We start from the raw sequence: 25967 nt of genomic DNA, 5'->3' as shown, positions 1-25967 counted from the left end.
TACGGGGTTTGGGTCCGGCCCTGCCGGACCTGGACAATGCCCGGCATGGGACATCTCGAAGCCAGCCATCTGGAGTACTACCTGCCCGACGGACGGGTGCTGCTCCCCGACGTCTCCTTCCGCGTGGGGGAGGGGGCGGTGGTGGCCCTCGTGGGGGCCAACGGCGCCGGCAAGACCACTCTGCTGAAGCTGATCTCCGGTGAGCTCCAGCCGCACGGCGGCGGGGTCACGATCAGCGGCGGCCTCGGCGTGATGTCCCAGTTCGTGGGCTCGGTGCGCGACGAGTCGACCGTGCGGGACCTGCTGGTCTCGGTGTCCCAGCCGCGGATCCGGGAGGCGGCGAAGGCCGTGGACCGGGCCGAGGAGCTGATCCTCACCGTGGACGACGAGGCCGCGCAGATGGCCTACGCCCAGGCGCTCAGCGACTGGGCGGACGTCCAGGGCTACGAGGCGGAGACGCTCTGGGACGTCTGCACCATGGCCGCGCTGGCCATCCCCTACGACCAGGCCCAGTTCCGGCAGGTGCGCACGCTCTCCGGCGGCGAGCAGAAGCGGCTGGTGCTGGAGGCGCTGCTGCGCGGGCCGGACGAGGTGCTGCTGCTGGACGAGCCGGACAACTACCTCGACGTCCCGGGCAAGCGGTGGCTGGAGGAGCAGCTGCGGGCCACCCGCAAGACGGTCCTGTTCGTCTCCCACGACCGGGAGCTGCTCACCCAGGCCGCCGAGAAGATCATCAGCCTGGAGGCGGGCCCGACGGGCTCGGACGTCTGGGTGCACGGCGCGGGCTTCGGCACGTACCACGGGGCCCGCAAGGAGCGCTTCGCCCGCTTCGAGGAGCTCAAGCGGCGCTGGGACGAGGAGCACGCCCGGCTGAAGGCCCTGGTCCTGCGGCTGCGCAACCAGGCGGCGAGCAGCCCGGACATGGCTTCGCGCTACCACGCGATGCAGACCCGCTTCAAGAAGTTCGAGGAGGCCGGGCCGCCGCCGGAGCCGCCGCGGGAGCAGGACATCACGATGCGGCTCAAGGGCGGCCGGACGGGCGTGCGCGCGCTGACGGTGGAGAACCTGGAGCTGACCGGCCTGATGAAGCCGTTCTCGCTGGAGGTCTTCTACGGGGAGCGGGTCGCGGTCCTCGGCTCGAACGGCTCCGGCAAGTCCCACTTCCTGCGGCTGCTGGCGGGGGAGGACGTCAAGCACACGGGTGACTGGAAGCTGGGCGCACGGGTGGTTCCCGGCCATTTCGCGCAGACCCACGCCCACCCGGAGCTCTTCGGCCGCACGCTCGTCGACATCCTGTGGACGGAGGCGGCCAAGCCGCTGGGCCAGGCCATGGGGGCGCTGCGCCGCTACGAGCTGGAGCGGCAGGCGGAGCAGCCGTTCGAGCGGCTGTCGGGCGGCCAGCAGGCGCGGTTCCAGATCCTGCTCCTGGAGCTGGCCGGGACCACGGCGCTGCTGCTGGACGAGCCCACCGACAACCTGGACCTGGAGTCGGCGGAGGCCCTGCAGGACGGTCTGGAGTCGTACGAGGGCACGGTGCTGTGCGTGACGCACGACCGCTGGTTCGCGCGCACATTTGACCGTTACTTGGTCTTCGGTTCAGACGGTGTTGTCCGGGAGACTCAGGAGCCCGTCTGGGACGAACGTAGGGTCGACCGGAAGCGCTAGGGGGCGGACCTCCTCCGCGCGGGTCGAGGGGGAGGCGTGGTGGGGCTGAGGCCTAGCATCTGGCTCATGCGCATCTGGCTGACGCGGAGTGACCGGCCGGTCACCGGGGACCGGGTGGTCGCCTGGCTGCTCACGGCGGCGCCGCGGCCCTGGCGGGTCGTGGCGCTGGCGGTGCTGCTGGCCGTCTCGGTCTCGACGAGCCTGCGGGCGAACTGGGGCTCGGACAACGCGTTCGTGGTCAAGGCGGCGGACGCGCTGCTGGAGGGGGTCTCCCCGTACGAGGACCGGCGCTTCCTGTACCCGCCGAGCGCGGTGCTGATGGCGGTGCCGGAGGCGCTGCTGCCCACGGGGGTGCTGCGCTGGCTGCTGCCGGCGGGGATCTCGGGGCTGGTCGGCGTCGGCTGGTGGGCGGCTCTGCGGCTGTTCTCCGTTCCGCCGGGCTCGCGGTTCGCGGTCGGCGGGCTGGGGCTGCTGGGGCTGCTGTACAAGCCGTACCTGAACCTGGTGCTGATCGGGAACTGGACGGCGGTCTCCGCGGCGGCCCTGCCGGTGGCGCTGCTGCTGGCGCACCGCAGGTCCTGGGTGGCCGCGGGGCTGGTGGTGGGGGTGGCGATCGCCTGCAAGCCGATGCTGGTGCCGGCCGGGCTGGTCTTCGTGCTGGCCCGGCGGTGGCGGGGGCTGGCGGTGGCGGCGGCGGTGCCGGTGGTGCTGTCGCTTGCGGGGGCGCTGCTGATGCCGAGCCCGACGCTGTTCTTCACCAAGACGCTGCCCTTCCTGTTCCAGGGGCAGGACGGGTACGCGCTGCCGTGGGACGCCTCGCCGATCGCGGTGCTGCCGCGGCTGGGGGTGCCGCAGCCGGTGGCGGTGGCGGTGGCCTTCGCGGGGGCGGGCGCCGGGCTGTGGGGGGCCTGGCGGAGGTGGCGGCGGCCGGACGCGGACGAGCCCGACGGGGGTGAGCTGCGGCTGGCGGAGACGGCCTGCATGGTGATGCTCGCCGCATTCCTGGTGTCCCGTCCATCCTTCGACCACTACCTCCTGGTGGTGCTGCCGCTGCTGCTGGCCTCGGGGGTGCGGCCGGGCTCGATGCCCCGCTCGCCCTGGTTCTGGCTGGCCCTGACGCCGCAGCTGGCGCTGGTGCCGTGGCCCTCTGAGCTGGCCCACAAGCGGCGCGCGTTCAAGGACGCGGCGACCCTGTGCGGGCTCGCCTTTCTGCTGGGGCGTCGTGCACTGCGTTCCCGTCGGGTTATTCTTGGGCCAGTAACAACTGCGGGGTCCCCACCCAGGACCGAACCGGAGTGCGCCGCGACGCCAGCAGCATCGGCATCGCGGACCGCGTTTTGACCCGTATGGGTCTGAATGGGTATCCTGCTGGTTTGTTATGCGTATGGGCTTTCTCATTCTCACGTGAAAGGGCCTTACGCCGGTCCACCGGACCGATGACCAGCGGTTTTCACTCGGGTGCGTCCCCGATGTGAACGAGGGCTGTCGTGATCGTCCGTGGTGACCCTGTCAGGACCCTTCCCGCGGGGCTTGTGCCCTATGGGATGACCCACCACTGAAGAAGCGAAGGCATACGCGTGCGTACGTTCAGCCCCAAGCCCGGCGACATCTCGCGCCAGTGGCTCGTCATCGACGCCCAGGACGTTGTCCTCGGCCGTCTGGCGACCCAGGCCGCCGCCCTCCTGCGCGGCAAGCACAAGCCGACTTACGCCCCCCACATGGACATGGGCGACTTCGTCATCATCATCAACGCCGACAAGGTTCACCTGTCCGGCAACAAGGCCTCGCAGAAGATGGCCTACCGCCACTCCGGCTTCCCGGGCGGTCTGCGCTCCGTGCGTTACGACGACCTGCTGGCGAACAACCCGGAGAAGGCCGTCGAGAAGGCCGTCAAGGGCATGCTCCCCAAGAACTCCCTGGGCCGTCAGATGCTCTCGAAGCTGAAGGTCTACTCGGGCGACCAGCACCCCCACGCTGCCCAGCAGCCGGTGCCGTTCGAGATCACCCAGGTCGCGCAGTAGTTCCGGCCACCCCTTACACACAGAGAATTCTGAGGAGCATCGTGGCCGAGACCACCGCCGAGACCCCCGTCGACGAGTTCGAGGGCGTCGAGGAGTACACCACCGAGTCGGACGTCGCCGTCGAGGGCGACTACACCTCCGAGTCCCTTGCCGGTCGCTTCGGCGACCCCCAGCCGGCCGCCGGCCTGGGCCGTCGCAAGAACGCCATCGCCCGCGTCCGGATCGTTCCGGGCACCGGCAAGTGGAAGATCAACGGTCGCACCCTTGAGGACTACTTCCCCAACAAGGTGCACCAGCAGGAAGTCAACGAGCCCTTCAAGCTCCTCGAGCTCGACGGCCGTTACGACGTCATCGCCCGCATCTCGGGTGGCGGCGTCTCCGGTCAGGCCGGCGCCCTGCGCCTCGGCGTGGCCCGCGCGCTGAACGAGGCGGACGTGGACAACAACCGCCCGGCGCTCAAGAAGGCCGGCTTCCTCTCCCGCGACGACCGTGCGGTCGAGCGCAAGAAGGCCGGTCTCAAGAAGGCCCGCAAGGCTCCGCAGTACAGCAAGCGTTAATCTGCGCCTGCTGTTCAGCAACGAAACCGCCCCGGCAGCACTCTCCGTGCTGCCGGGGCGGTTCGTTTACCGCCAAAAGCGGCAAACATCTGTCACTAGCGGTTACCTAGCGAAGCGTGAACTCGGGAGGACAACAGTGGGACGACTCTTCGGGACGGACGGTGTACGAGGCGTCGCCAACGCGGATCTGACGGCTGAGCTCGCGCTCGGCCTCTCCGTGGCGGCCGCGCACGTACTGGCCGAGGCGGGTACCTTCGCGGGCCACCGCCCCACGGCCGTGGTCGGCCGTGACCCCCGCGCCTCGGGCGAGTTCCTGGAGGCCGCGGTCGTCGCGGGCCTCGCCAGCGCCGGCGTGGACGTCCTGCGCGTCGGTGTGCTGCCCACCCCGGCGGTGGCGTATCTCACCGGTGCGCTGGGCGCCGACCTCGGCGTGATGCTCTCCGCGAGCCACAACGCCATGCCCGACAACGGCATCAAGTTCTTCGCGCGCGGCGGCCACAAGCTCGCCGACGACCTCGAGGACAAGATCGAGGCCGTCTACGAGGAGCACCGCACCGGCGCCCCCTGGGTCCGGCCCACCGGATCCGGCGTCGGCCGGGTCTCGGACTACGCCGAGGGCTTCGACAAGTACGTCGCCCACCTGATCGGCGTCCTGCCCAACCGCCTCGACGGCTTGAAGATCGTCCTGGACGAGGCCCACGGCGCGGCCGCCCGCGTCTCCCCGGAGGCCTTCACCCGGGCGGGCGCCGAGATCGTCACCATCGGCGCCGAGCCCGACGGCCTGAACATCAACGACGGCTGCGGCTCCACCCACCTCGGCCTGCTCAAGAGCGCCGTGGTCGAGCACGGCGCGGCCCTGGGCATCGCCCACGACGGGGACGCCGACCGCTGCCTCGCGGTGGACGCCGACGGCAACGAGATCGACGGCGACCAGATCCTCGCCGTGCTCGCCCTCGCCATGCGCGAGGCCGGGCAGCTGCGCGAGAACACCGTCGTCGCCACCGTCATGTCGAACCTGGGCTTCAAGCTGGCCATGGAGGCCGAGGGCGTCCAGCTCGTGCAGACCGCCGTCGGCGACCGGTACGTCCTGGAGTCGATGAAGGAGCACGGCTACGCGCTGGGCGGCGAGCAGTCCGGGCACGTGATCATCCTCGACCACGCGACCACCGGCGACGGCACCCTCACCGGCCTCATGCTGGCCGCCCGGGTCGCCGCCACCGGCCGCTCCCTGGCCGAGCTCGCCGGGGTCATGACCCGGCTGCCGCAGGTTCTGATCAACGTCAAGGACGTCGACAGGTCCCGCGTCTCCACCTCCGCCGAGCTGGCGGCCGCCGTCACCGAGGCGGAGCGCGAACTCGGTTCCACCGGACGGGTGCTGCTGCGCCCCTCGGGCACCGAGCCGCTCGTCCGGGTGATGGTGGAGGCCGCCGACATCGAGCAGGCCCGCGCGGTCGCCGGGCGGCTCGCCGACGCGGTGAAGTCGACGCTGGGCTAGGACACCGCGCTCAGGCCGCCGCGGCCGTCCCGGGGGAGTCCCGGGACGGCCGCGGCGGCGCATCCGAGGGCGTGCGTCAGAGCTTGCGCAGGCTGAGCTTGGTGACCTTGTGGTCGGGGCCCTTGCGGACGACGAGGGTGGCGCGGCCGCGCGTGGGGGCCACGTTCTCCAGCAGGTTGGGCTTGTTGATGGTCCGCCACATCGTCTGCGCGTACTCCAGGGCCTCCTCCTCCGAGACCTGGGTGTACTTGCGGAAGTAGGAGAACGGGTTCTGGAACGCGGTCTCGCGCAGCTTCCGGAAGCGGTTGAGGTACCAGCGCTCGATGTCCTCGGGGCGGGCGTCCACGTACACGCTGAAGTCGAAGTAGTCGGCGAGGCCGACCCGGGTGCGGCCGTCCTTGCCGGGGAGGGCCGGCTGGAGGACGTTCAGGCCCTCGACGATCAGGATGTCCGGGCGGCGCACGACGAGCCGCTCGTCGGGGACGATGTCGTAGATCAGGTGCGAGTAGACCGGCGCGGTGACCTCGTCCTTGCCGGCCTTGATGTCGGCGACGAACTTGGTGAGCGCGCGGCGGTCGTAGGACTCGGGGAAGCCCTTGCGGGAGGTCAGGCCGCGGCGCTGGAGCTCCTTCATCGGGTACAGGAACCCGTCCGTGGTGACCCGCTCGACGCGCGGGTGCTCGGGCCAGCGGGCCAGCAGGGCCTGGAGCAGACGGGCCACGGTGGACTTGCCGACGGCGACCGAGCCGGCCACCCCTATGACGAACGGGGTCCCCTGCTGGGCGCCGTGGCCGTTGCCGCCGGCGTCGCCGAGGAAGGTGTTCAGGGTGCCGCGCAGGTTGCTGGTGGCGCCGACGTACAGGTTGAGCAGGCGCGAGAGCGGCAGGTAGACGTCCCGTACCTCGTCGAGGTCGATGACGTCGCCGAGGCCGCGCAGCCGCTCCACCTCCTCCGCCGTCAGGGGCAGCGGGGTGCGCTCGCGCAGGGCGCTCCACTCGGCCCGCGTGAGGTCGACGTAGGGCGAGGGCTCGGGCACCCGGCGGGAACCGGAACGCTCCGTTGCGTGGTCCGGCGTACAGCGCGTCGGCGATGTGATCACACCGCCCATTGTCGGGGCTCGGGGCCCCTCGTGGGTGGTGGGGTCGGTCACGTGGTGGTGCCGGGTGCGGGAACGCCCAGGTGGCGGGGGAGGGCCCGACCGGGTCTCGATCGGAAGCCCGTCCTGTCTCGTGCCGATCACGATTTCCCGGTGTGACCAGGAAGATCCTGCGGATGTGCCATTAACACCGGTCACGTGATCGAGCAAGTCGTACATTGTTCGTCACCGCGACGTTGACCGGCGTCCCGCGGTGTTCGTGTTCATGGGGGAGAGCTTTCACGTGGGTACCACGTCCGTCCGTCGCGGCGTCCTGGCCGCGGCCGCCGTTTCCTTGTGCCTGATGGCCACCGCCTGCGACTCCGGGAGCTCCGGTGCGGGCCCCGCCGGGGGAGGCGGCGTACGCACCGAGGCCGCGCCGGGGGGAGCGGCGAAGCCGGCGGCGGCGCTGACCCGGATGCTGGTCGCCCCGGCCGACCTGCCGGAGTACACGGTGGAGGAGGAGTTCCGGAAGGCCGATCCGGAGCGGAAGGCCGAGACCGACAAGGCGGTCTGCGAACCGCTCGTCCGGGCGCAGGCGAACATGCCGGTCGGCGCGGTGGGGGGCACCGCGGCCGTCGCGGTCCTGGGGAAGGTCGCGCCGCCCGCGGCCGACGCCAGTGAGGACGAGAAGCTCGACGCGCTGCGCCAGAGCGCGGGGCGGACGGGGACCACCGTGTTCCTGGACTCCTACGCGGGCAAGGGCGCCGAAGAGGCCTTCGCGGCGGTCAAGAAGGCCGTGACGGCCTGTGCGGGCGGCTACACGGCCTTCGGCGGCCCCAAGAGCGTCAAGGTCGAGCAGGTGCTGCCCGTCACCCAGGACCCGGCCGGGGACGAGTCGCTGGCCTGCCGGCTGGTGCTGGGCATGGGGGACGGTCGGAAGATCAACATGCAGTTCGTGTTCGTCCGCAAGGGCGACGTGCTGGCCACCTTCGAGGTGCTGAGCGTGCTCGGTGACGCCCCGCAGCCGCCCAAGGCGGTCGTCGAGGCGCAGTCCAGGAAGCTCGGATGAGACCCGGACGCGTGCGGCGCGCGGCCGCCGCGGCCGTGTCGGGGCTGGCGCTCGCCCTGCTGGCCACCGGATGCGGGGCCGGCCGGCCCACCGTGATCGTGGTGGAGGCGGACGTGCCGGCCGCCGAGCTGCCGGTGTCGGACCCGGTCTCCGGGCCCGCCCGCAAGGGGCGCCAGGCCCTTCCCCCGCGGCAGGGCAGGCCCCAGGCGGCCCCGGAGCACCTGCTGGTCGCGCAGGGGGACCTCCTGGACCACAAGGTCACCCCGGAGGCGCACGACAGCGCCCCGGCGAGCGTGGACCGGCCCGAGTGCCGGGACCTGGCCCGTGCCGTCTCCGGGTTCCTTCCGGCGGGGCGGACCGGCTGGGCCCGGGCCTCGGTGGTCGCGGTGGCCTCGGCGCTGCCGGACGACGCGTCGGAGGGGCAGAAGCGGGCGGCCGCGCTGGACGCCGCCAGCTCGACGGTGACGGTGGTGACCGTCGGCTCGTACGCCGGGGACGCCGCGCACGGGCACTTCGCCGAGGTGCAGGCGGCGGGGCGGGCCTGCGAGGGCGGGTACGCGGCGACCGTGAACGGGGAGGTCTTCACCGTGACCCGGGTCGTCCCGCACGCCGCGTACGGCGGTGACGAGGCCCTGGCCTACACCGTCGAGGCGGAGCGTGACGGGGAGCCGTACCAGACCGAGCTGATGGTGGTCCGCAAGGGCGCTACGCTCGTCAACTTCCACGCCAGCCGGCTGTCCGGCGAGGCGCAGTTGGCGGCCCCCGCGATCGAGGCGCAGGTCAGGAAGCTGGGCTGACGCTCCGACAGGGCCGAGGGCGGTTTTCGTCCTGTTCGGGTACCCGACAGACGCCCGCCTCAGGCGTACCCTGCGCCCTATGTGCGGAATTGTGGGATACGTGGGAGCGCAGTCGGCGCTCGATGTGGTCATCGCCGGACTGAAGCGGCTGGAGTACCGCGGCTACGACTCGGCCGGGGTCGCCGTCCTCGCCGACGGCAAGCTCGTCAGCGCCAAGAAGGCCGGGAAACTCGTCAACCTGGAGAAGGAACTGGTCGCGCAGCCGCTTCCGGCGGGTTCCACGGGCCTGGGGCACACCCGGTGGGCGACCCACGGCGGGCCGACCGACGTCAACGCCCATCCGCACCTGGACAACTCCGGCCGGGTGGCGGTCGTCCACAACGGGATCATCGAGAACTTCGCCGAGCTCCGCGCCGAACTGGCCGAGCGCGGGCACCGGCTGGAGTCCGAGACGGACACCGAGGTCGTCGCGCACCTGCTGGCCGAGCACTTCGAGGCGGTCCGGGACGCCGGGGGCGCGGCGGGGCTGGCGGAGGCCATGAGGCGGGTGTGCCGGCGGCTGGAGGGCGCCTTCACCCTGGTCGCGGTGCACGCCGACGAGCCCGAGGTGGTGGTCGGGGCGCGCCGGAACTCCCCGCTGGTGGTGGGCGTTGGGGAAGGTGAGAACTTCCTCGCCTCGGACGTGGCCGCGTTCATCGCCCACACCCGGGCCGCGATCGAGCTGGGGCAGGACCAGGTCGTCGAGCTCCGCCGCGACGGGGTCTCGGTGACCGGCTTCGACGGTGCGCCCGCGTCCGTGCGGGCCTACCACGTGGACTGGGACGCCTCGGCGGCCGAGAAGGGGGGTTATGACTACTTCATGCTCAAGGAGATCGCCGAGCAGCCGAAAGCGGTCGCCGACACCCTCCTGGGCAGGATCGACGCGAGCGGCCTGCTGACCCTCGACGAGGTGCGCATCCCCGCCTCGGTGCTCCGCGAGGTCGACAAGGTCGTGATCGTCGCGTGCGGTACGGCGTACCACGCGGGCATGATCGCGAAGCTGGCCATCGAGCACTGGACCCGCATCCCGTGCGAGACCGAGCTGGCCAGCGAGTTCCGCTACCGCGACCCGATCCTGGACCAGCGGACGCTGGTGATCGCGATCTCGCAGTCCGGCGAGACGATGGACACCCTGATGGCGCTGCGCCACGCCCGTGAGCAGGGCGCCCGGGTGCTGGCGATCTGCAACACGAACGGGTCGACGATCCCGCGCGAGTCGGACGCCGTGCTGTACACGCACGCCGGGCCGGAGGTGGCCGTCGCCTCGACCAAGGCGTTCCTGACGCAGCTGGTGGCCTGCTACCTCGTCGCCCTGTACCTCGGCCAGGTGCGCGGCACGAAGTGGGGCGACGAGATCGAGGCGGTGATCCGGGAGCTGTCGGACATCGCCGCGGCGGTGGACCGGGTGCTGGAGACGATGGAGCCGGTCCGGGCCCTGGCGCGCTCGCTCGCCGACAAGGACACGGTGCTGTTCCTCGGCCGGCACGTGGGGTATCCGGTGGCGCTGGAGGGCGCGCTCAAGCTCAAGGAGCTGGCGTACATGCACGCCGAGGGCTTCGCGGCGGGCGAGCTCAAGCACGGGCCGATCGCGCTGATCGAGGAGGACCTGCCGGTGGTGGTGGTCGTCCCGTCGCCGCGCGGCCGCTCCGTCCTGCACGACAAGATCGTCTCCAACATCCAGGAGATCCGGGCGCGCGGGGCGCGGACCATCGTCATCGCCGAGGAGGGCGACGACGCGGTCGTGCCGTACGCCGACCACCTGATCCGCATCCCCGCCACCCCCACGCTGCTCCAGCCGCTGGTGGCGACGGTCCCGCTGCAGGTGTTCGCGTGCGAGCTGGCGACCGCGCGCGGCAACGAGGTGGACCAGCCGCGTAATCTCGCGAAGTCCGTCACTGTGGAGTAGTAGGGGTTGTTGCCGTGATTGTCGGTGTGGGGATTGACGTGGCCGAGATCGCCCGGTTCGGCGCGGCGCTGGAGCGGACGCCGCAGATGGCCGAGCGCCTCTTCCTGCACACCGAGTTGACGCTGCCGAGCGGCGAGCGGCGCGGAGTCGCCTCGCTCGCCGCCCGGTTCGCGGCCAAGGAGGCCCTGGCCAAGGCGCTGGGCGCGCCCGGCGGCCTGCTGTGGACCGACGCCGAGGTGTACGTCGAGGACACCGGTCAGCCGCGGCTGCGGGTGTCCGGCACCGTCGAGGCGCGGGCGCGGGCGCTCGGGGTGAAGTCCTGGCACATCTCGCTGAGCCACGACGCCGGGATCGCGTCGGCGGTGGTGATCGCCGAGGGCTGAGCCCCCCGGTGTGCGGCACGCTGGGGGCATGCGTACTGCTTACAGCGTGGAGACCGTGCGGGCCGCCGAGCGCGAGCTGATGGCCCGTCTGCCGGAGGGTGCCCTGATGGCGCGGGCCGCGGCCGGACTGGCCGCCGTGTGCGCGCGGCTGCTGGCCGGGGGCCGGGGCCGGGTCTACGGGGCCCGGGTGGTGCTGCTGGTCGGGCCCGGGGACAACGGGGGCGACGCCCTGTACGCGGGCGCCCGGCTGGCGCGGCGCGGGGCCGGGGTGACGGCCGTGCCGATGGACCCCGAACGGATGCACCCGGGCGGGCTGGCCGCGCTGCGGGCCGCCGGGGGGCGGGTCGGGGCCGCGGTGCCGCAGCGGGCCGACCTGGTCGTGGACGGGCTGCTCGGGATCGGCGGCCGGGGCGGGCTGCGTCCGGCCGCGGCGGAGCTGGTGGAGCGGATCCCGGCCGGGGTGCCGGTGGTCGCGGTGGACCTGCCGAGCGGAGTGGACGCCGACACCGGGGAGGTGTCCGGCCCGGCGGTGACGGCCGATGTGACGGTGACCTTCGGGGCGTACAAGCCGGGGCTGCTGACCGACCCGGGGGCCTCGCGGGTGGGGGCGTTGCGGCTGGTGGACATCGGGCTGGACTTCGCGGACGCGGCCGTCGCGATGGAGGCGCCGCAACACGCCGACGTGGCCCGGCTGCTGCCGGTGCCGACGGCGTCGAGCGACAAGTACCGGCGGGGCGTGGTCGGGGTCGTCGCCGGATCGGAGCAGTACCCGGGAGCGGCGCTGCTCGCCGTGGCGGGGGCGCTGCGGGGCGGCGCGGGCGCGGTGCGGTACGTGGGTCCGGCGGCGGAGGCGGTGCTGGCGCGGTTCCCCGAGGTGCTGGTCGGGCGGGGCCGGGTGCAGTCCTGGGTGGTCGGGCCGGGGCTGGGGGCGGGGCGTGCCGAGGAGGTCGGGCGGGCCCTGGCCGACCTGGACGTGCCGGTGCTGGTCGACGCGGACGGGCTGCGCGGGCTGGACCCCGCGGCGGTGCGGGCGCGGCGGGCCGCGACCCTGCTGACCCCGCACGCGGGGGAGGCGGCGGCGCTGCTGGGGGTGGCCCGGGAGGCGGTGGAGGCGGGCCGGCTGGGCGCCGTACGGGAGTTGGCGGGGCGGTACGGGGCGGCGGTGCTGCTGAAGGGGTCCACGACGCTGGTCGCCGCGGCGGGGGGCGGGGCCGTGCGGGTGAACCCGACGGGAACGCCGTGGCTGGCCACCGCCGGGAGCGGGGACGTGCTGTCGGGGCTGGCGGGGGCGCTGCTCGCCGGGGGGCTCGGCGGGGTGGACGCGGGCTCGGCGGCGGCCTACCTGCACGGGCTCGCGGGGCGGTTCGCCGCCGGCGGGGCGCCGGTGGTGGCGCAGGAGGTGGCCGAGGCGCTGCCGGAGGCGTGGCGAAGCGTCTCGGCGTAACCCGGGTGGGCCCGCGCCTGGGACCCCGCGCCTTACGGGACGGTGGGGCCAAAGGGGGCGAACCGTGCCGGATCACCGGCGCGTACGGGTTCTGAGAGACTGTGGGCGATGAACGAGACACCGATGCGCGTGTACGCCGAGATCGATCTTGATGCCGTGCGGGCCAACGTGCGTGCCCTGCGGGCGCGGGCGCCCCGGGCCGAACTGATGGCCGTCGTCAAGTCGAACGCCTATGGGCACGGGGCCTTGCCGTGTGCCCGGGCCGCCCAGGAGGCCGGGGCCACCTGGCTCGGCACCGCCACCCCCGAGGAGGCGCTGGAGCTGCGCGCCGCCGGGATCCAGGGGCGGATCATGTGCTGGCTGTGGACCCCCGGCGGGCCCTGGCGGGAGGCCGTCGAGGCCGACATCGACGTGTCCGTCAGCGGGATGTGGGCCCTGGAGGAGGTCCGCGCGGCCGCCCGCGCGGCCGGCCGCACCGCCCGGATCCAGCTCAAGGCCGACACCGGCCTCGGCCGCAACGGCTGCCAGCCCGCCGACTGGGCCGAACTCGTCGGCGCGGCCGTCGCCGCGCAGGCCGAGGGCACCGTCCAGGTCACCGGCGTCTGGTCGCACTTCGCATGCGCCGACGAGCCCGGCCACCCCTCCATCCGGCTCCAGCTCGACGCCTTCCGCGACATGCTGGCCTACGCCGAGAAGGAGGGCGTCGACCCCGAGGTCCGGCACATCGCCAACTCGCCCGCGACCCTCACCCTCCCCGAGACCCACTTCGACCTCGTCCGCACCGGCCTGGCCGTCTACGGCGTCTCGCCCTCCCCCGAGCTCGGCACCCCCGCCGAACTGGGCCTGCGGCCCGCGATGACCCTCCGGGCCTCGCTCGCGCTGGTCAAGACCGTCCCCGCCGGGCACGGCGTGAGTTACGGACACCACTACGTCACCGAGTCCGAGACGCACCTCGCGCTCGTCCCCGCCGGCTACGCCGACGGCCTCCCGCGCAACGCCTCGGGCCGCGGGCCCGTGCTCGTCGCCGGGAAGGTCCGCCGGGCCGCCGGGCGGATCGCCATGGACCAGTTCGTCGTCGACCTGGGCGAGGACCTCGCCGAGGCGGGTGACGAGGTCGTCATCCTCGGCGACGCGGAGCGCGGCGAGCCGACCGCCGAGGACTGGGCTCAAGCGGCGCATACGATCGCGTATGAGATCGTCACCCGTATCGGAGGTCGGGTGCCCCGGGTCTACCTCGGCGGCTGAGGCTGAGTGAGGACGGCGACGTCGTGAGCGGGAACGGGTCGTGAGCGAGAACTGGCGCAAGGCCGGCTGGGCCGGCGCCGCCATCGGTGTGATGGCGGCGGGCGCCGCGGCCGGTGTCGCCGTCGAACGGATCACCGTGGGCCGGGGCATCCGCCGCAAGGCCCGCCTCGCGCTGGACGCCGCCGGGGACTACGGCTCCCTGCGCGGCACCGAGGGCACCTGCCGCGCCGAGGACGGCACCGAGCTCTACTACGAGGTCGACGAGGTGGAGGCGGCGCCCACCGGTTCCGGCAGGCGCAGGCCGCGCCGCAAGGCCGCGGCCCCGGCCACCGTGGTGTTCTGCCACGGCTACTGCCTCAGCCAGGACTCCTGGCACTTCCAGCGCGCCGCCCTGCGCGGGACCGTCCGAGCCGTCTACTGGGACCAGCGCAGCCACGGCCGCAGCGCCCGCGGCCTGGCCCAGGCCGACGGCGAGCCCGTCACCATCGACCAGCTCGGCCGCGACCTCAAGGCCGTCATCGACGCCGCCGCGCCCGACGGCCCGCTCGTCCTCGTCGGCCACTCCATGGGCGGCATGACCGTCATGGCCCTCGCCGAGCAGTTCCCGGAGCTGGTGCGCGAGCGCGTGCTCGGCGCGGCCCTGGTCGGCACCTCCAGCGGACGGCTCGACGAGGTCACGTACGGGCTGCCGGCCCTCGGCCAGGGCGCGGTGCGCCGCCTGCTGCCGGGGGTGCTCAAGGCCCTCGGCTCCCAGGTGGAGCTCGTGGAGAAGGGCCGCCGGGCCACCGCCGACCTCTTCGCCGGGATGATCAAGCTCTACTCGTTCGGCTCCCGCGACGTCGACCCGGCCGTCGCGCGCTTCGCCGAGCGGCTGATCGAGGCCACCCCGATCGACGTGGTGGCCGAGTTCTACCCGGCCTTCCAGATCCACGACAAGAGCACCGCCCTCCAGCGGTTCGCCGACGTTCCGGTCACCGTCGTCGCCGGGGACCGGGACATGATCATCCCGCCCGGGCACAGCGTGGCGATCAAGGAGGAGCTGCCGGCCGCCGAACTGGTGGTCCTGGAGGAGACCGGCCACCTGATGATGCTGGAGCGCCCCGAGATCGTGACGGGGCTGCTCACCGGCCTGCTGGAGCGCGCCGGAGCCGTCCCCGCAGCGACTAACGTTGGGGCGCATGGAAGACGTACAGCGGGAAGCGCCGCGCAGCCCGGCCGCTGAGGCCCTGGCCGAGGCCGCCGCCGAAACCCTGATCACCGTCGACTCGCCCGCCTCCATGCAGGAGCTGGGCCGCAGGATCGCCGCCCTGCTGCGCCCCGGCGACCTGGTCCTGCTGACCGGTGAGCTCGGCGCGGGCAAGACCACCCTGACCCGGGGGCTGGGGGAGGGGCTGGGCGTGCGCGGGGCCGTGACCTCGCCGACCTTCGTGATCGCCCGGGTGCACCCGTCCCTGGGCGACGGGCCGCCGCTGGTGCACGTGGACGCGTACCGGCTGGGCGGCGGGCTGGACGAGATGGAGGACCTGGACCTCGACGTCTCGCTGCCCGAGTCCGTGGTCGTCGTGGAGTGGGGCGACGGCAAGGTGGAGGAGCTGTCCGACGACCGGCTGCACGTGGTGATCGGGCGGGCGGTCGGCCACGAGGAGGTCCTGGACGACGTGCGCGAGGTGGCGCTGCGCGGCGTCGGCGCGCGCTGGGCCGAGGCCGGTTCGGAGCTGGCGCGGCTCTCCCGGGCGTAGCCGTACCGACAACTCGTCGGGAAAACGTTGCGCTGCCGCGGGCTCGCGTGATGACATGGTACCGAGCGCTGGTTAGGTCTACCTAAGTGCGGCGTCCCGGGGTCTCAGGAGGCAGCCATGTCGGCAGCAGGAGCAGAGCGAGCGCCCGTCGTGTCCATGCGGGCCCTGCTCGCGGCGGGCATGGCCGCCACCGCCGTGTCCACACCGCCCGCCCGCTCCGAACCGGACCCCAGGGACCCCTCCGAGGGCGCGGCGGACACGGAACAGGCCGCCTCCGCGGAACCGGAAGCGGCCTGAGAAGCTTGCGATCACCCGTACGCGGGACCCGCGTGCGGGTGAAAAATGTGCCCGGAACGCCACTCGGGCCTACTGGACGACGACGACCTTCGAGTTGTACAGCGCGAAGGCCCACATGGCGTCCCCGTCCGCACGCGACATCCGGATGCCGCCCGTCTTCTTCCCGGCGTCCGGCTGCGGCAGCGCGCCGTCCACCCGGGCGCTGAAGCCGATCCCGATGCCCTCGGCGCTGCTCGCGAACCGCACCACGTGCTCGATCGGCACCCCGTCCGAGCCGGTGACGGTGCCCGCCCGGGAGTTGACGAGGTAGCTGCCGGGCGCCGGGTGCACCGTGCTCGGCACCACCGTGAAGCTCTTCGGCTCCTTGCCGTCCTCCGTGACCAGCCACACCCGCTTCTGCGACACCGAGTACACCACCCGCTGCCCGGTGCCCGAATCGGCCGGCAGCGTCGCCGGCTTCGGCGCGCCCTGCGCCGGAGCCTGGTTCTGCGGGGCCGCCGGAGCCTGCGCGGCGGGCTTCGCGGGGTGCGCGGGAGCGGTCGCGTGGGCCTGGTAGCCGAGGAAGCCGATCGCCGCGATCGCCACGGCGGTGAGCCCGGCCACGATTCCCGAGCTGCTGCTTGCCACCTTGCTCCTACCTCTCCGCGCCCGCGCGTACTGGTGCGTGCCCTGTCGCCGCGCCGCCGCCGCACCGTAGCCGCTGCGCCGCCGCGTCGTACTCCCGGTCGAAAGGTAGCAGCCGGGCCCCGCCGCGACCGGCCGCAAGGCCCGGCCGCCCGGGAGTCGTAGGCTGTTCGCGTGCTCTTGCTCGCCGTAGATACCGCCACGCCCGCCGTCACCGTCGCCCTGCACGACGGGGAGTCCGTCCTGGCCTCGTCCCACCAGGTCGACGCCCGCCGCCACGGGGAGCTCCTGCTGCCCTCCGTGGACCGGGTCCTCGCCGAGGCCGGGGTGAAGCTCGAAGCCCTCACCGGCATCGTCGTCGGCGTCGGCCCCGGCCCCTACACCGGTCTGCGCGTCGGCCTCGTCACCGCCTCCACCTTCGCCTCCGTCCTCGGCATCCCCGTGCACGGCCTGTGCACCCTCGACGGGCTCGCCTACGCCGCGGGCGCCGCCGGGATCGAGGGCCCCTTCACCGTCGCCACCGACGCGCGGCGCAAGGAGGTCTACTGGGCGCGCTACGAGGACCCCCGAACCCGGGTCGGCGAGCCCGCCGTGGACCGCCCGGCCGACATCGCCGAGCAGGTCGCCGGCCTCCCCGCGGTCGGCCAGGGCGCCCGGCTCTACCCCGAGGTCTTCACCGACCCGCGCGACCCCGAGCACCAGTCGGCCGCGGCCCTCGCCGCCCTGGCCGCCGAACGCCTCGCGGCCGGCACCCCGTTCGAGAACGCCGACGGCGTCCCGCCGGCCCCGCTCTACCTGCGCCGCCCCGACGCCCAGGTGCCGAAGAACTACAAGGTGGTCACCCCGCAGTGACGGCCCCGAGCGCAGTGCTCCGCGAGATGCGCTGGTGGGACATCGCACCGGTGCTGGAACTGGAGCACGAACTCTTCCCCGAGGACGCCTGGTCCGCCGGGATGTTCTGGTCCGAGCTCGCCCACGCCCGCGGCCCGCGCGCCAGCCGCCGCTACGTCGTCGCGGAGGACCCGGAGAGCGGCCGCCTGGTCGGGTACGCGGGGCTCGCGGCCTCCGGCGACCTGGGCGACGTACAGACCATCGCGGCGGCCAAGGACCAGTGGGGCACCGGACTCGGCGCCCGGCTGCTCACCGAGCTGCTGCGCGCCGCGACCGCCTTCGAGTGCGCGGAGGTGCTGCTGGAGGTACGGGTCGACAACACCCGCGCCCAGCGGCTCTACGAGCGCTTCGGCTTCGAGCCGATCGGCTTCCGGCGCGGCTACTACCAGCCGGGCAACGTCGACGCGCTGGTGATGCGCCTGACCGACCCGGCCCGCACGCCGGCTCCGACAGCCCCGGCCGACCCGGCCGATCCCACCCCCGAGACCCCCGAACACCCTGAGAGCAGTGAGACCCATGGCTGACGAACCGCTCGTCCTCGGCATCGAGACCTCCTGCGACGAGACCGGCGTCGGCATCGTCCGCGGCACCACCCTGCTGGCCGACGCGGTCGCCTCCAGCGTCGACGAGCACGCCCGCTTCGGCGGCGTCGTGCCCGAGGTCGCCTCCCGGGCCCACCTCGAAGCGATGGTCCCGACCATCGAGCGCGCCCTGAAGGAAGCCGGCGTCACCGCCCGCGACCTCGACGGCATCGCCGTCACCGCCGGCCCCGGCCTCGCGGGCGCCCTGCTGGTCGGCGTCTCGGCGGCGAAGGCCTACGCGTACGCGCTCGGCAAGCCGCTGTACGGGGTCAACCACCTCGCCTCCCACATCTGCGTCGACCAGCTGGAACACGGCCCGCTGCCCGAGCCGACCATGGCCCTGCTGGTCTCCGGCGGCCACTCCTCGCTGCTGCTCGCCCCGGACATCACCAGCGACGTGCGCCCGCTCGGCGCGACCATCGACGACGCGGCCGGCGAGGCCTTCGACAAGATCGCCCGCGTGCTCCAGCTGGGCTTCCCCGGCGGGCCGGTCATCGACCGGCTGGCCAAGGAGGGCGACCCCACGGCCATCCACTTCCCGCGCGGGCTGACCGGGTCGCGCGACCCGGCGTACGACTTCTCCTTCTCCGGCCTCAAGACGGCGGTGGCCCGCTGGATCGAGGCGAAGCGGAAGGCGGGCGAGGAGGTGCCGGTGCGCGACGTGGCGGCCTCGTTCCAGGAGGCCGTGGTGGACGTCCTGACGCGCAAGGCGATCCGCGCGTGCAAGGACGAGGGCGTGGACCACCTGATGATCGGCGGCGGCGTGGCGGCCAACTCCCGGCTGCGCTCGCTGGCGCAGGAGCGGTGCGACGACGCGGGGATCATCCTGCGCGTACCGCGGCCCAAGCTGTGCACCGACAACGGCGCGATGGTCGCGGCCCTGGGCGCGGAGATGGTCAAGCGGAACCGTCCCGCCTCGGACTGGGACCTGTCGGCGGACTCCTCCCTCCCGGTGACGGACCCGCACGTCCCGGGCACGTCGCACGACCACTCCCACGGCGGCCACTCCCACGACCACGTGCACGAGCTCAGCAAGGACAACCTCTACTCGTGAACACCGTCGTCGCGCTGATGTGGGAGGCCCGGGCCGTCGAGGGCCGGGGCAACGAGCTGCTGGAGTGGGCCCGTGCCCAGGTCCTGGCCCGGGAGCCGCTCCGCCGCGAGGTGCTGCGCGCCTCGCAGGACCGGGTGCTCGTGATCGCCTGGTGGGAGGCGCCCGAGGGCCGTGCGGCGGCGGAGCTCCCGGAGCTTCCGGAGCCCGCGGCGGACCTGATCACCCGGCCCGTGCACCGCTGGCGGTTCGAATCCGTCGAGGTCACGCAGGTCGCGCCGGGCGGCTGAGCGCGGGTCGAGGAGCGCTGCGGTGAAGCTCCACGGGCCGCCGCTAGGGTCATGCGCATGTCTAGCCGCCGTGACCTGCCGCCCCCGCCGCCGCCCGCGCACCTGCGCGAGTGGCTGGACGAGCGCGTCGTACGGGCCGACCGCGCGCGCTTCCTCGCGGACCTGAGCCGCCGCAGCCTGGGCCTGGGGCGGCTGGCGCTGCTGTGGGTGCTGGCGGCGGTCTTCGCGGTGGGCTGGACCTTCGTGAGCATGGCCGTGATGACCTTCGAGTCCGGCGCGGGGCCGGAGCGCCTCTTCGGGGCGGTCTTCGCCGTGATGGGGCTCGCGGTGCTGGTCCCGGCCGGCTGGTGCTTCGTGCGGGGCGCCCGCCAGGAGCGCCGGGTGCACCAGCTGCTGTGCGCCTGGGCCGTCGCGGACCGCGGTCCCGGGGCGGACGCGGGGCTGCGCGCGCCGGTCCGGAGCGCGGTGTGGCTGCTGGCCTCGCTGGCCCTGGGCGCCCTCGGCCTCTGGACGGCCGTCGCGGCCGCCTCGGGCGCGCGTCCGGGAACGGACACGGTCGGGGAGGTCGCGTACTTCATGGGCCTCGGCCTGATCCTGTGGGTCACCGCCCTCCTGGGCCTGGCCAAGGCCGCCACCCACTACAGCTGGTCCCTCCGAGCCCGCCCGACCCCCCACCCGAAGCGCGGCCGGACGGGCGCCCCCGCGGCGGTCCACTCCCGCCCGGCGAACTCCAGCCTCGCCGGCGTTTGAGGCGCTGGGGGTACCTCCAGCGGTAGCTGGGGGAGGCCCGGGGCGGAGCCCCGGAAGCCGCCCGGCCGGGGCCACTACGCCGCGGGGCCCCCGATGAGCATCGCCGGCGCGCCCGCGACCCTGGTGAGGAACACCGTCGCGGAGTTCGGCCCCGACGGCTTCACCTTCCTGCGGAGCTCCTCCGGCTCGATCGCCGACCCCCGCTTCTTCACCGTCAGCACCCCCACCTCCCGCTCCCGCAGCAGCGCCTTCAGCTTCTTCAGCCCGAACGGCAGCACGTCCGTGATCTCGTAGGCCGTCGCGTACGGCGTGGCCCGCAGCTCGTCGGCCGTGATGTACGCGATCGTCGGGTCGATCAGCCGCCCGTCCAGCGCCTGCGCCACCTCCGCGACCAGGTGCGCCCGGATCACCGCCCCGTCCGGCTCGTACAGCCAGCGCCCCACCGGCCCCGCCTCGGGATCCGGCAGCGGATCGGCCGTGCGCAGTCCGACCGGCCCCGGCAGCAGGGTGGCCCGTACCGTGCCGGGGGCGGTGCCGAACCACAGCACGGCCTCCTTGACGTCCCCGTGGTCCGAGATCCACTCCGCCTCGGCCTCCGCCGGCACCGCCTCGTGCGGGATGCCGGGCGCGATCTTGATCGCCGCGTACTTCGCCGCCCGCGCCGCCTCCACGGCCCACGACAGCGGCGGTGAGTAGGACTCGGGGTCGAAGATCCGCCCGCGCCCGCCGCGCCGCGCCGGGTCGATGAAGACGGCCTCGTACGAGGAGACGTCGACCGTCGTCACGTCCGCCTCCCGGACCTCGATCAGGTCCGCCAGCCCCAGCGCCTCCGCGTTGGCCCGTGCGACCGCCACCGTCAGCGGGTCGAGGTCCACCGCCAGCACCCGGATCCCGCGCCGCGCCAGCGCCAGCGCGTCCCCGCCGATCCCGCAGCACAGGTCCGCGACGCTCCGTACGCCCAGCTCGGCGAGGCGCCCGGCCCGGTACGAGGCCACCGACGCGCGGGTGGCCATCTCCCCGCCGCCGGGGGTGAAGAACATCCGGAACGCGTCCTCGGCCCCGAACTTCGCCACCGCCCGCTGCCTCAGCCGGGCCTGCCCCAGCGCGGCCGACACCAGTCCGGCGGGGTGCTCGCGGCGCAGCCGGGTGGCCACGGCCAGCTCCTGGGCCGGGTCGTAGTCGCGGAGCGAGTCGAGGAGGGCGCGTCCCTCGGGGGTGAGGAGCGCGGCGAAGTCTTCGGGAGTCACGGCTCCATTGTCGGCCAGTCGGTGGAAGGGGGGACCTCGGCCGTGGTGTCGACCGGGGAGCCGCGCCGCGCGGTGCAAGGATCCGCGCTATGCAGCTTGTACGACAAAAGGGAAATCCCTCGCAGTTTGGTCACCGGTCCGCGGCACGCCCGCGCGCCCGGTACGGGGTGGCCGCGGCAGCGCTGCTGGTCGCCGCCCTGGGTACGGGGTGCGGCGCCGCCGACCCGGGGACGCCCGTCAAGGGCAAGCCGGGCCACGCCGCCGACGCCGGCTCGGGCGCGGCCGGCGCCCTCGCCAACTCCGCCGAGCAGCAGAAGGCCGCCCAGCAGGCACGCGTCGCCATGGCGAAGAAGTGGGGCCTGGCCAAGACCCCGCTCGCGGCCCCGCCCGGGCCCAAGACGAAGCCCGAGATCACCGCGCGGGAGGGCTTCGAGGTCGAGGGCCAGGACGAGCTGCCCCCGGTCTTCACCACCGTCCCGACCGAGGACAAGGTCGTCTTCCTGACCGTCGACGACGGGGCCGAGAAGGACCCCGAGTTCATCCGGATGATGCAGGAGCTGAAGATCCCGTACACGGCGTTCCTCAGCGACTACCTCGTGCGGGACAACTACGGGTACTTCAAGCAGATGCAGGACGCGGGCGTCACCCTGGACAACCACACCCTCAACCACCGTTACCTGCCCGGCCTCAACTACGAGCAGCAGCGCGAGGAGATCTGCGGGCAGCAGGACACCATCCAGAAGCAGTTCGGCAAGCGGCCCCAGCTGTTCCGCCCGCCCTACGGGAACTACAACCAGGACACGCTGCGCGCGGCGAAGTCCTGTGGCATCAAGGCGGTCCCCCTGTGGAACGCGGAGGCCTTCCCGAACCGGATGGACTACCGTGAATGGGACAGGGACCTGCACCCCGGCGACATCATCCTCACGCACTTCCGGGGTCGCGAGGACTGGAAGGGCACCATGCCTGACATGATCCGTCATGTCATGAAGACCGTCACGGACAAGGGGTACGCCGTGGCCCGCCTGGAGGACTACCTGTGAAGTACGCGCGCCGGCTGGTAGCCGGGACGCTGACGGCCGGCGCGCTCGCGCTGTCCCTGTCGGGATGCGGGAACAGCGTGGATCCCATCGAGAGACTGGGCCGCAAGGCCGGGCAGTCGGGGAGCCCGTCGGCGTCCCCGTCCGCCCGGCCCTCCGCGGCCCCCTCCGCCCAGGCGGGCACCCCGGGGGACGAGGCGTACCGCAAGTGGGGGCTGACCGCCCCGCTGCAGTACGCCCCGAAGCCCGCGCAGAAGCCCCAACTCCCCAAGCCGGGGGGCCCGGGCAAGCCGGTGGTGGTGGACCGAATACCCGTCGCGCCGAACGACAAGGTCGTCTTCCTGACCTTCGACGACGGCGCGGAGAAGGACCCCGAGTTCCTGAAGATGGCGGCCGACCTGAAGCTGCCGATCAGCATGTTCCTCACGGACAACGTGGCGTCGTCGGACTACGGCTACTTCGAGAAGCTCCGCGACAACGGCTCGAACAGCACGGTGAACAACCACACGCTGACGCACCCCAACATGCGCACGCTGGCGTTCGCGGCGCAGAAGAAGGAGATATGCGGTCAGCAGGAGCGCCTGGAGAAGCGCTTCGGCAAGCGGCCCGTCCTGTTCCGCCCGCCCTTCGGCAACTACAACGACGACACCCTGAAGGCCGCCTCGGAGTGCGGCATCAACACGGTCGTGCTGTGGCGGGCGTCGATGCAGATAAACGACTTCCAGTACGCCGAGGGTTCGGCCTTCAAACCCGGCGACATCGTCCTGGCCCACTTCCGAGGCCCGTCGGAACTCAAGGGCGCGACGGAAATCCACATGGTGACGAAGATGCTCCAGCACATACAGGAACAGGGCTACAAGATCGCCCGGCTGGAGGACTACCTGTAGGGGGGCGGGGTCGGGGGAGGGCGGGGTTCCGGCGGGGCGGTCAGCGAGGGCTGAGGAGGCAGAACTCGTTGCCTTCCGGGTCCGCCAGGATGGTCCAGGAGATGGCGGACTGGTCGATACCGGGGTCGGTGGCTCCCAGGGCGCGCAGCCGGGCCGCCTCCGCTGCCGGGTCGTCACCGGAGTAGGGGGCGACGTCGAGGTGGACGCGGTTCCACACCGTCTTGGTGTCCGGGGTGCGGATGAACTCCAGGTAGGGACCGACGCCTTGGGCGGACCGCAGGGTCGCCTGGTCGTCGGTGACCTGGTGCAGCTTCCAGTCCATCGCCTCGCCCCAGAACCGGGCCATCTCGCGCGGGTCGGTGCAGTCGACCACCACTGCGGCGATCGGCCCGGTGTCGCGGTAGATCTCGCGGGGCTCCAGGACGCAGAACTCGTTGCCCTCCGGATCGGCCATGACCGTCCAGGGGACATCGCCCTGGCCCACGTCGGCGAGGGTGGCACCGAGGTCCTTCAGGCGGCCGACCAACTCCGCCTGATGGGCGGCCGAAGTGGTGGCCAGATCAAGGTGCACCCGGTTCTTGACCGTCTTGGGCTCCGGCCGCGCGATGATGTCGATGCACACGGCCACGGGGTCGGGGTAGGCGAACCCCACCGGTTCGAGGTTGGTCACGCCGGGCCCCTCGCTCTCGACCCCCCACCCGAGCACCTCAGCCCAGAACCGCCCCAGCGCGGTGTCGTCCTGGGCCTTCATGTTGATCTGCACAAGTCGCGTTGCCATGCGGCAGATCCTACGAGCCGTTTCCGACGCGAGCCGAGAGATATTCCGCGAGCCCGGATGCCGCTCTGTTCGTCATTCGGTGCAGGTATCAGCCCAAGGCGGGCGGCAGACGCCGAAATCTGGGCAGCGCGTAGCGATCTGTCGCGCCTGGCGGCCCCGGATGACCATTCCGTCGGCCTTTGGTGCAGGGATCAGCCCCAGACGGCCGCCGGACGCCGAGAAAAGAGGAGGGCGTAGCGATTGGTCGCGCCCCCCGGCCCCGGATGACGAATCCGTCGTCCTTCGGCGACAGCAGCGAGCCCAGACGGGCGGCGGACGCTGAGATGACAGGAGCGCGTAGCGATCTGTCGCGGAGGGCGGCTCCGGAGGACATCGCTGAGTCCGCCGCATGTCCATTTCCGGACCGTCCCGCCCCGGAAGGACAGTGGGACTGATGGGAAAGCCCCAACCCCTCCCTGAGACCGCCCCGCCGGAACCCCGCCCTCCCCAGCCCCCACCCCCTCAGACCGTCGCCGCCACCGTCGGGGTGATGGTCGTTTCCGCCGGGCCCCGGGCGTCCGCCTCCCTCTGGCGTTCCGCGCTGTCGCTGATGCGCAGCAGGAGGGCGATCATGATCCAGTTGGCCAGCAGGGACGAGCCGCCCTTCGCCAGGAAGGGCAGGGCCTTGCCGGTCAGGGGGATCAGACCCGTGACGCCGCCCGCGACCACGAAGACCTGGAGCGCCAGCGCCGACGCGAGGCCGATCGCCAGCAGCTTGCCGAACGGGTCGCGCGCGGCCAGCGCCATCCGCAGGCCCCGCTGCACCAGGAGGGCGTACAGCAGCAGGACGGCCATGACCCCCGCCAGGCCGAGCTCCTCGCCCACCGTCGTCAGGATGAAGTCGCTGCGCCCCGCGAACTTGATCAGCTCGGGGTGGCCCATCCCCAGGCCGGTGCCCGAGACCCCGCCCGTGCCGAAGCTGAACAGGGCCTGCGCCGACTGGTCGGAGGTGACGCCGGGGGGCCGGTTCTCCCAGTAGTAGGAGAGCGGGTTGAGCCACGCCGCCACGCGCGCCTTGACGTGCGGCTCGGTCGAGCCGACGACGAAGGCGCCGCCCGCCGCCAGGACCAGGCCGCACGCGATCCAACTGGTGCGCTCGGTGGCGACGTACAGCATCACCACGAAGACGCCGAAGAAGATCAGCGACGTGCCCAGGTCGCGCTCGAAGACCAGCACCAGCAGCGAGATGATCCACACCGTGATGATCGGCCCGAGCTGCCGCATCGGCGGCAGCCGCATGCCCAGGAACTTCCGGCCCGTCAGGGCCAGCGAGTCGCGGTGGATGACCAGGTACCCCGCGAAGAAGATCGCGATCATGATCTTGACGAACTCACCCGGCTGGAGCGAGAACCCGAACAGGATGATCCACCGCTTCGCGCCGTACGTGTCCGCGCCGAAGAACGCCGGCGCGATCAGCAGCACCAGCGCGACGGCCATCGTGATGTAGATGAACCGCTGGAGCAGCCGGTGGTCCCGCAGCAGCGCCACCACCAGCAGGCAGGCGGCGACGCCGACCACCGTCCACATCAGCTGGCCGGGCGCGTTCGCGTCCGAGCCGTAGCGCTCGATGTACCCCTGGTCGAGCCGGTGGATCAGGACCAGCCCCAGCCCGGTCAGCAGCATGGCGAGCGGGAAGATCAGCGGGTCCGCGTACGCCGCGAACCGGCGGATGCCCAGGTGTCCCACCAGCGAGAGCAGCGACATGCTGATCACGAAGCTGGCCAGGTGCTGCGGCAGCTCGCCGTTCATGGCCAGGCCCGCGCTCACGTGCCCGAAGACGGCGATGGCGACGACGAACACCAGCAGGAGTGCTTCGGTCCGGCGGCGGGCGCCCGCCACCGTCAGGGGCCTCAGTCCACGCACGGGACGCCGCCACCGTCGATGCTGTCCGGCTCCGGCCGTGACGGCTCCTGCCGTGACGGCGGCGGAGGGGCAGACGGGGATGAGGGGAGGGCGGAAGGAGACGCGGCGCCCGGTGCACTCGGGGTCGCAGCGGCGGTCCGGGGACCGATCTGCTCGGCAATGAGGCGCTTTATCTTCATATCATCTACGACGTT

26 protein-coding genes are annotated in these 25967 nt (G+C 72.8%); 21 read left to right on the top strand and 5 right to left on the bottom strand.

Annotated elements, in window-relative coordinates; genetic code table 11:
- The first annotated feature begins 36 nt into the window (after positions 1-36).
- The 5 genes from ACFY0O_RS11050 to glmM all read left to right on the top strand — a co-directional run bounded on the left by ACFY0O_RS11050 (position 37) and on the right by glmM (position 5738).
- A complete protein-coding gene (locus ACFY0O_RS11050) occupies positions 37-1665 on the top strand; it encodes an ABC-F family ATP-binding cassette domain-containing protein (RefSeq protein WP_388945480.1) in 1629 nt (542 codons plus the stop codon).
- 66 nt (positions 1666-1731) lie between these two features.
- The gene (locus ACFY0O_RS11045) at positions 1732-3006 is read left to right on the top strand and encodes a glycosyltransferase family 87 protein (protein WP_388945477.1); all 1275 of its coding nucleotides are present in this window, start codon (positions 1732-1734) and stop codon (positions 3004-3006) included.
- A gap of 236 nt (positions 3007-3242) precedes the next feature.
- On the top strand, positions 3243-3686 hold the full coding sequence (rplM, locus tag ACFY0O_RS11040) for a 50S ribosomal protein L13 (protein WP_358893640.1): 444 nt from the start codon (positions 3243-3245) through the stop codon (positions 3684-3686).
- Positions 3687-3727: 41 nt separating this feature from the next.
- Positions 3728-4243, top strand: coding sequence for a 30S ribosomal protein S9 (gene rpsI, locus ACFY0O_RS11035; protein ID WP_030031261.1), 516 nt, complete (start codon positions 3728-3730; stop codon positions 4241-4243).
- Positions 4244-4379: 136 nt separating this feature from the next.
- Complete coding sequence (gene glmM / locus ACFY0O_RS11030) at positions 4380-5738, top strand: phosphoglucosamine mutase (protein ID WP_388945473.1); 1359 nt, start codon at positions 4380-4382, stop codon at positions 5736-5738.
- A gap of 76 nt (positions 5739-5814) precedes the next feature.
- Here glmM and coaA read toward each other — a convergent pair whose 3' ends face one another.
- Entirely contained in the window at positions 5815-6846 is a 1032-nt protein-coding gene (coaA, locus tag ACFY0O_RS11025; RefSeq protein ID WP_388945630.1) for a type I pantothenate kinase, read from the bottom strand.
- A gap of 271 nt (positions 6847-7117) precedes the next feature.
- Here coaA and ACFY0O_RS11020 point away from each other — a divergent pair, with 271 nt between their 5' ends.
- The 9 genes from ACFY0O_RS11020 to ACFY0O_RS10980 all read left to right on the top strand — a co-directional run bounded on the left by ACFY0O_RS11020 (position 7118) and on the right by ACFY0O_RS10980 (position 15735).
- Positions 7118-7885, top strand: coding sequence for a hypothetical protein (locus ACFY0O_RS11020; protein ID WP_388945470.1), 768 nt, complete (start codon positions 7118-7120; stop codon positions 7883-7885).
- A complete protein-coding gene (locus tag ACFY0O_RS11015; RefSeq protein WP_388945468.1) occupies positions 7882-8682 on the top strand; it encodes a hypothetical protein in 801 nt (266 codons plus the stop codon). Before ACFY0O_RS11020 ends, ACFY0O_RS11015 begins: the two co-directional genes overlap by 4 nt.
- A gap of 79 nt (positions 8683-8761) precedes the next feature.
- A complete protein-coding gene (glmS, locus tag ACFY0O_RS11010) occupies positions 8762-10627 on the top strand; it encodes a glutamine--fructose-6-phosphate transaminase (isomerizing) (RefSeq protein WP_388945465.1) in 1866 nt (621 codons plus the stop codon).
- A 14-nt stretch (positions 10628-10641) separates the two neighbouring features.
- Complete coding sequence (locus tag ACFY0O_RS11005) at positions 10642-11010, top strand: holo-ACP synthase (protein WP_358893634.1); 369 nt, start codon at positions 10642-10644, stop codon at positions 11008-11010.
- Positions 11011-11038: 28 nt separating this feature from the next.
- On the top strand, positions 11039-12454 hold the full coding sequence (locus ACFY0O_RS11000) for an NAD(P)H-hydrate dehydratase (protein WP_388945463.1): 1416 nt from the start codon (positions 11039-11041) through the stop codon (positions 12452-12454).
- Positions 12455-12562: 108 nt separating this feature from the next.
- The gene (gene alr / locus ACFY0O_RS10995; protein ID WP_358893632.1) at positions 12563-13699 is read left to right on the top strand and encodes an alanine racemase; all 1137 of its coding nucleotides are present in this window, start codon (positions 12563-12565) and stop codon (positions 13697-13699) included.
- Between the two features lie 91 nt (positions 13700-13790).
- Positions 13791-14921: an alpha/beta fold hydrolase gene (locus ACFY0O_RS10990; protein WP_388945628.1), complete on the top strand. Its 1131-nt coding sequence runs from the start codon at positions 13791-13793 to the stop codon at positions 14919-14921.
- Positions 14878-15438, top strand: coding sequence for a tRNA (adenosine(37)-N6)-threonylcarbamoyltransferase complex ATPase subunit type 1 TsaE (gene tsaE / locus ACFY0O_RS10985; RefSeq protein ID WP_388945460.1), 561 nt, complete (start codon positions 14878-14880; stop codon positions 15436-15438). The genes ACFY0O_RS10990 and tsaE overlap by 44 nt, the downstream gene beginning before the upstream one ends.
- A gap of 117 nt (positions 15439-15555) precedes the next feature.
- Complete coding sequence (locus ACFY0O_RS10980) at positions 15556-15735, top strand: hypothetical protein (RefSeq protein ID WP_388945458.1); 180 nt, start codon at positions 15556-15558, stop codon at positions 15733-15735.
- Positions 15736-15804: 69 nt separating this feature from the next.
- On the opposite strand, the gene ACFY0O_RS10975 is transcribed toward ACFY0O_RS10980, so the two are convergent.
- Positions 15805-16362, bottom strand: coding sequence for a hypothetical protein (locus ACFY0O_RS10975; protein WP_358893629.1), 558 nt, complete (start codon positions 16360-16362; stop codon positions 15805-15807).
- A gap of 171 nt (positions 16363-16533) precedes the next feature.
- On the opposite strand from ACFY0O_RS10975, the gene tsaB reads away from it, so the two are divergent.
- From tsaB to ACFY0O_RS10950, 5 genes are read left to right on the top strand one after another with little or no spacing between them, the layout of a single operon-like run.
- Complete coding sequence (gene tsaB / locus ACFY0O_RS10970) at positions 16534-17211, top strand: tRNA (adenosine(37)-N6)-threonylcarbamoyltransferase complex dimerization subunit type 1 TsaB (RefSeq protein WP_388945455.1); 678 nt, start codon at positions 16534-16536, stop codon at positions 17209-17211.
- A 26-nt stretch (positions 17212-17237) separates the two neighbouring features.
- Positions 17238-17774 (top strand): ribosomal protein S18-alanine N-acetyltransferase, encoded by a 537-nt coding sequence (gene rimI, locus ACFY0O_RS10965; RefSeq protein WP_388945625.1) that lies wholly within the window; start codon positions 17238-17240, stop codon positions 17772-17774.
- Positions 17767-18885: a tRNA (adenosine(37)-N6)-threonylcarbamoyltransferase complex transferase subunit TsaD gene (tsaD, locus tag ACFY0O_RS10960; RefSeq protein ID WP_388945452.1), complete on the top strand. Its 1119-nt coding sequence runs from the start codon at positions 17767-17769 to the stop codon at positions 18883-18885. Before rimI ends, tsaD begins: the two co-directional genes overlap by 8 nt.
- Positions 18886-18902: 17 nt before the next feature.
- A complete protein-coding gene (locus ACFY0O_RS10955; protein ID WP_388945624.1) occupies positions 18903-19172 on the top strand; it encodes a hypothetical protein in 270 nt (89 codons plus the stop codon).
- Between the two features lie 57 nt (positions 19173-19229).
- On the top strand, positions 19230-19922 hold the full coding sequence (locus ACFY0O_RS10950; protein ID WP_388945450.1) for a hypothetical protein: 693 nt from the start codon (positions 19230-19232) through the stop codon (positions 19920-19922).
- A 74-nt stretch (positions 19923-19996) separates the two neighbouring features.
- Here the strand turns inward: ACFY0O_RS10950 and ACFY0O_RS10945 are convergent, their stop codons facing one another.
- The gene (locus ACFY0O_RS10945; protein WP_388945447.1) at positions 19997-21169 is read right to left on the bottom strand and encodes a methyltransferase domain-containing protein; all 1173 of its coding nucleotides are present in this window, start codon (positions 21167-21169) and stop codon (positions 19997-19999) included.
- An 89-nt stretch (positions 21170-21258) separates the two neighbouring features.
- Here ACFY0O_RS10945 and ACFY0O_RS10940 point away from each other — a divergent pair, with 89 nt between their 5' ends.
- Positions 21259-22209, top strand: coding sequence for a polysaccharide deacetylase family protein (locus tag ACFY0O_RS10940; protein WP_388945445.1), 951 nt, complete (start codon positions 21259-21261; stop codon positions 22207-22209).
- Entirely contained in the window at positions 22206-23093 is an 888-nt protein-coding gene (locus ACFY0O_RS10935) for a polysaccharide deacetylase family protein (protein WP_388945442.1), read from the top strand. The genes ACFY0O_RS10940 and ACFY0O_RS10935 overlap by 4 nt, the downstream gene beginning before the upstream one ends.
- A gap of 40 nt (positions 23094-23133) precedes the next feature.
- Here ACFY0O_RS10935 and ACFY0O_RS10930 read toward each other — a convergent pair whose 3' ends face one another.
- Complete coding sequence (locus tag ACFY0O_RS10930) at positions 23134-23871, bottom strand: VOC family protein (protein WP_388945440.1); 738 nt, start codon at positions 23869-23871, stop codon at positions 23134-23136.
- 501 nt (positions 23872-24372) lie between these two features.
- Positions 24373-25773 (bottom strand): FtsW/RodA/SpoVE family cell cycle protein, encoded by a 1401-nt coding sequence (locus ACFY0O_RS10925; protein WP_388945437.1) that lies wholly within the window; start codon positions 25771-25773, stop codon positions 24373-24375.
- Positions 25774-25967 lie beyond the last annotated feature (194 nt).

Source organism: Streptomyces sp. NPDC001594 (assembly GCF_042893675.1).
Lineage (GTDB): Bacteria > Actinomycetota > Actinomycetes > Streptomycetales > Streptomycetaceae > Streptomyces.
The sequence above is the reverse complement of the archived record's forward strand: the minus strand, read 5'-3'. Positions and strand labels throughout refer to the sequence as shown.

Bases quoted from the DNA above. Each gene is read 5' to 3' on its own strand.
- ACFY0O_RS10950 (WP_388945450.1), top strand. From the start codon at position 19,230: ATGTCTAGCCGCCGTGACCTGCCGCCCCCGCCGCCGCCCGCGCACCTG.
- coaA (WP_388945630.1), bottom strand. From the start codon at position 6,846: ATGGGCGGTGTGATCACATCGCCGACGCGCTGTACGCCGGACCACGCA.
- ACFY0O_RS11000 (WP_388945463.1), top strand. From the start codon at position 11,039: ATGCGTACTGCTTACAGCGTGGAGACCGTGCGGGCCGCCGAGCGCGAG.
- alr (WP_358893632.1), top strand. From the start codon at position 12,563: ATGAACGAGACACCGATGCGCGTGTACGCCGAGATCGATCTTGATGCC.
- glmS (WP_388945465.1), top strand. From the start codon at position 8,762: ATGTGCGGAATTGTGGGATACGTGGGAGCGCAGTCGGCGCTCGATGTG.
- ACFY0O_RS11050 (WP_388945480.1), top strand. From the start codon at position 37: ATGCCCGGCATGGGACATCTCGAAGCCAGCCATCTGGAGTACTACCTG.
- tsaD (WP_388945452.1), top strand. From the start codon at position 17,767: ATGGCTGACGAACCGCTCGTCCTCGGCATCGAGACCTCCTGCGACGAG.
- ACFY0O_RS10980 (WP_388945458.1), top strand. From the start codon at position 15,556: ATGTCGGCAGCAGGAGCAGAGCGAGCGCCCGTCGTGTCCATGCGGGCC.
- ACFY0O_RS10955 (WP_388945624.1), top strand. From the start codon at position 18,903: ATGTGGGAGGCCCGGGCCGTCGAGGGCCGGGGCAACGAGCTGCTGGAG.
- ACFY0O_RS10930 (WP_388945440.1), bottom strand. From the start codon at position 23,871: ATGGCAACGCGACTTGTGCAGATCAACATGAAGGCCCAGGACGACACC.
- rimI (WP_388945625.1), top strand. From the start codon at position 17,238: ATGCGCTGGTGGGACATCGCACCGGTGCTGGAACTGGAGCACGAACTC.
- ACFY0O_RS10940 (WP_388945445.1), top strand. From the start codon at position 21,259: ATGCAGCTTGTACGACAAAAGGGAAATCCCTCGCAGTTTGGTCACCGG.
- tsaE (WP_388945460.1), top strand. From the start codon at position 14,878: ATGGAAGACGTACAGCGGGAAGCGCCGCGCAGCCCGGCCGCTGAGGCC.
- ACFY0O_RS10990 (WP_388945628.1), top strand. From the start codon at position 13,791: ATGGCGGCGGGCGCCGCGGCCGGTGTCGCCGTCGAACGGATCACCGTG.
- ACFY0O_RS11015 (WP_388945468.1), top strand. From the start codon at position 7,882: ATGAGACCCGGACGCGTGCGGCGCGCGGCCGCCGCGGCCGTGTCGGGG.
- ACFY0O_RS11045 (WP_388945477.1), top strand. From the start codon at position 1,732: ATGCGCATCTGGCTGACGCGGAGTGACCGGCCGGTCACCGGGGACCGG.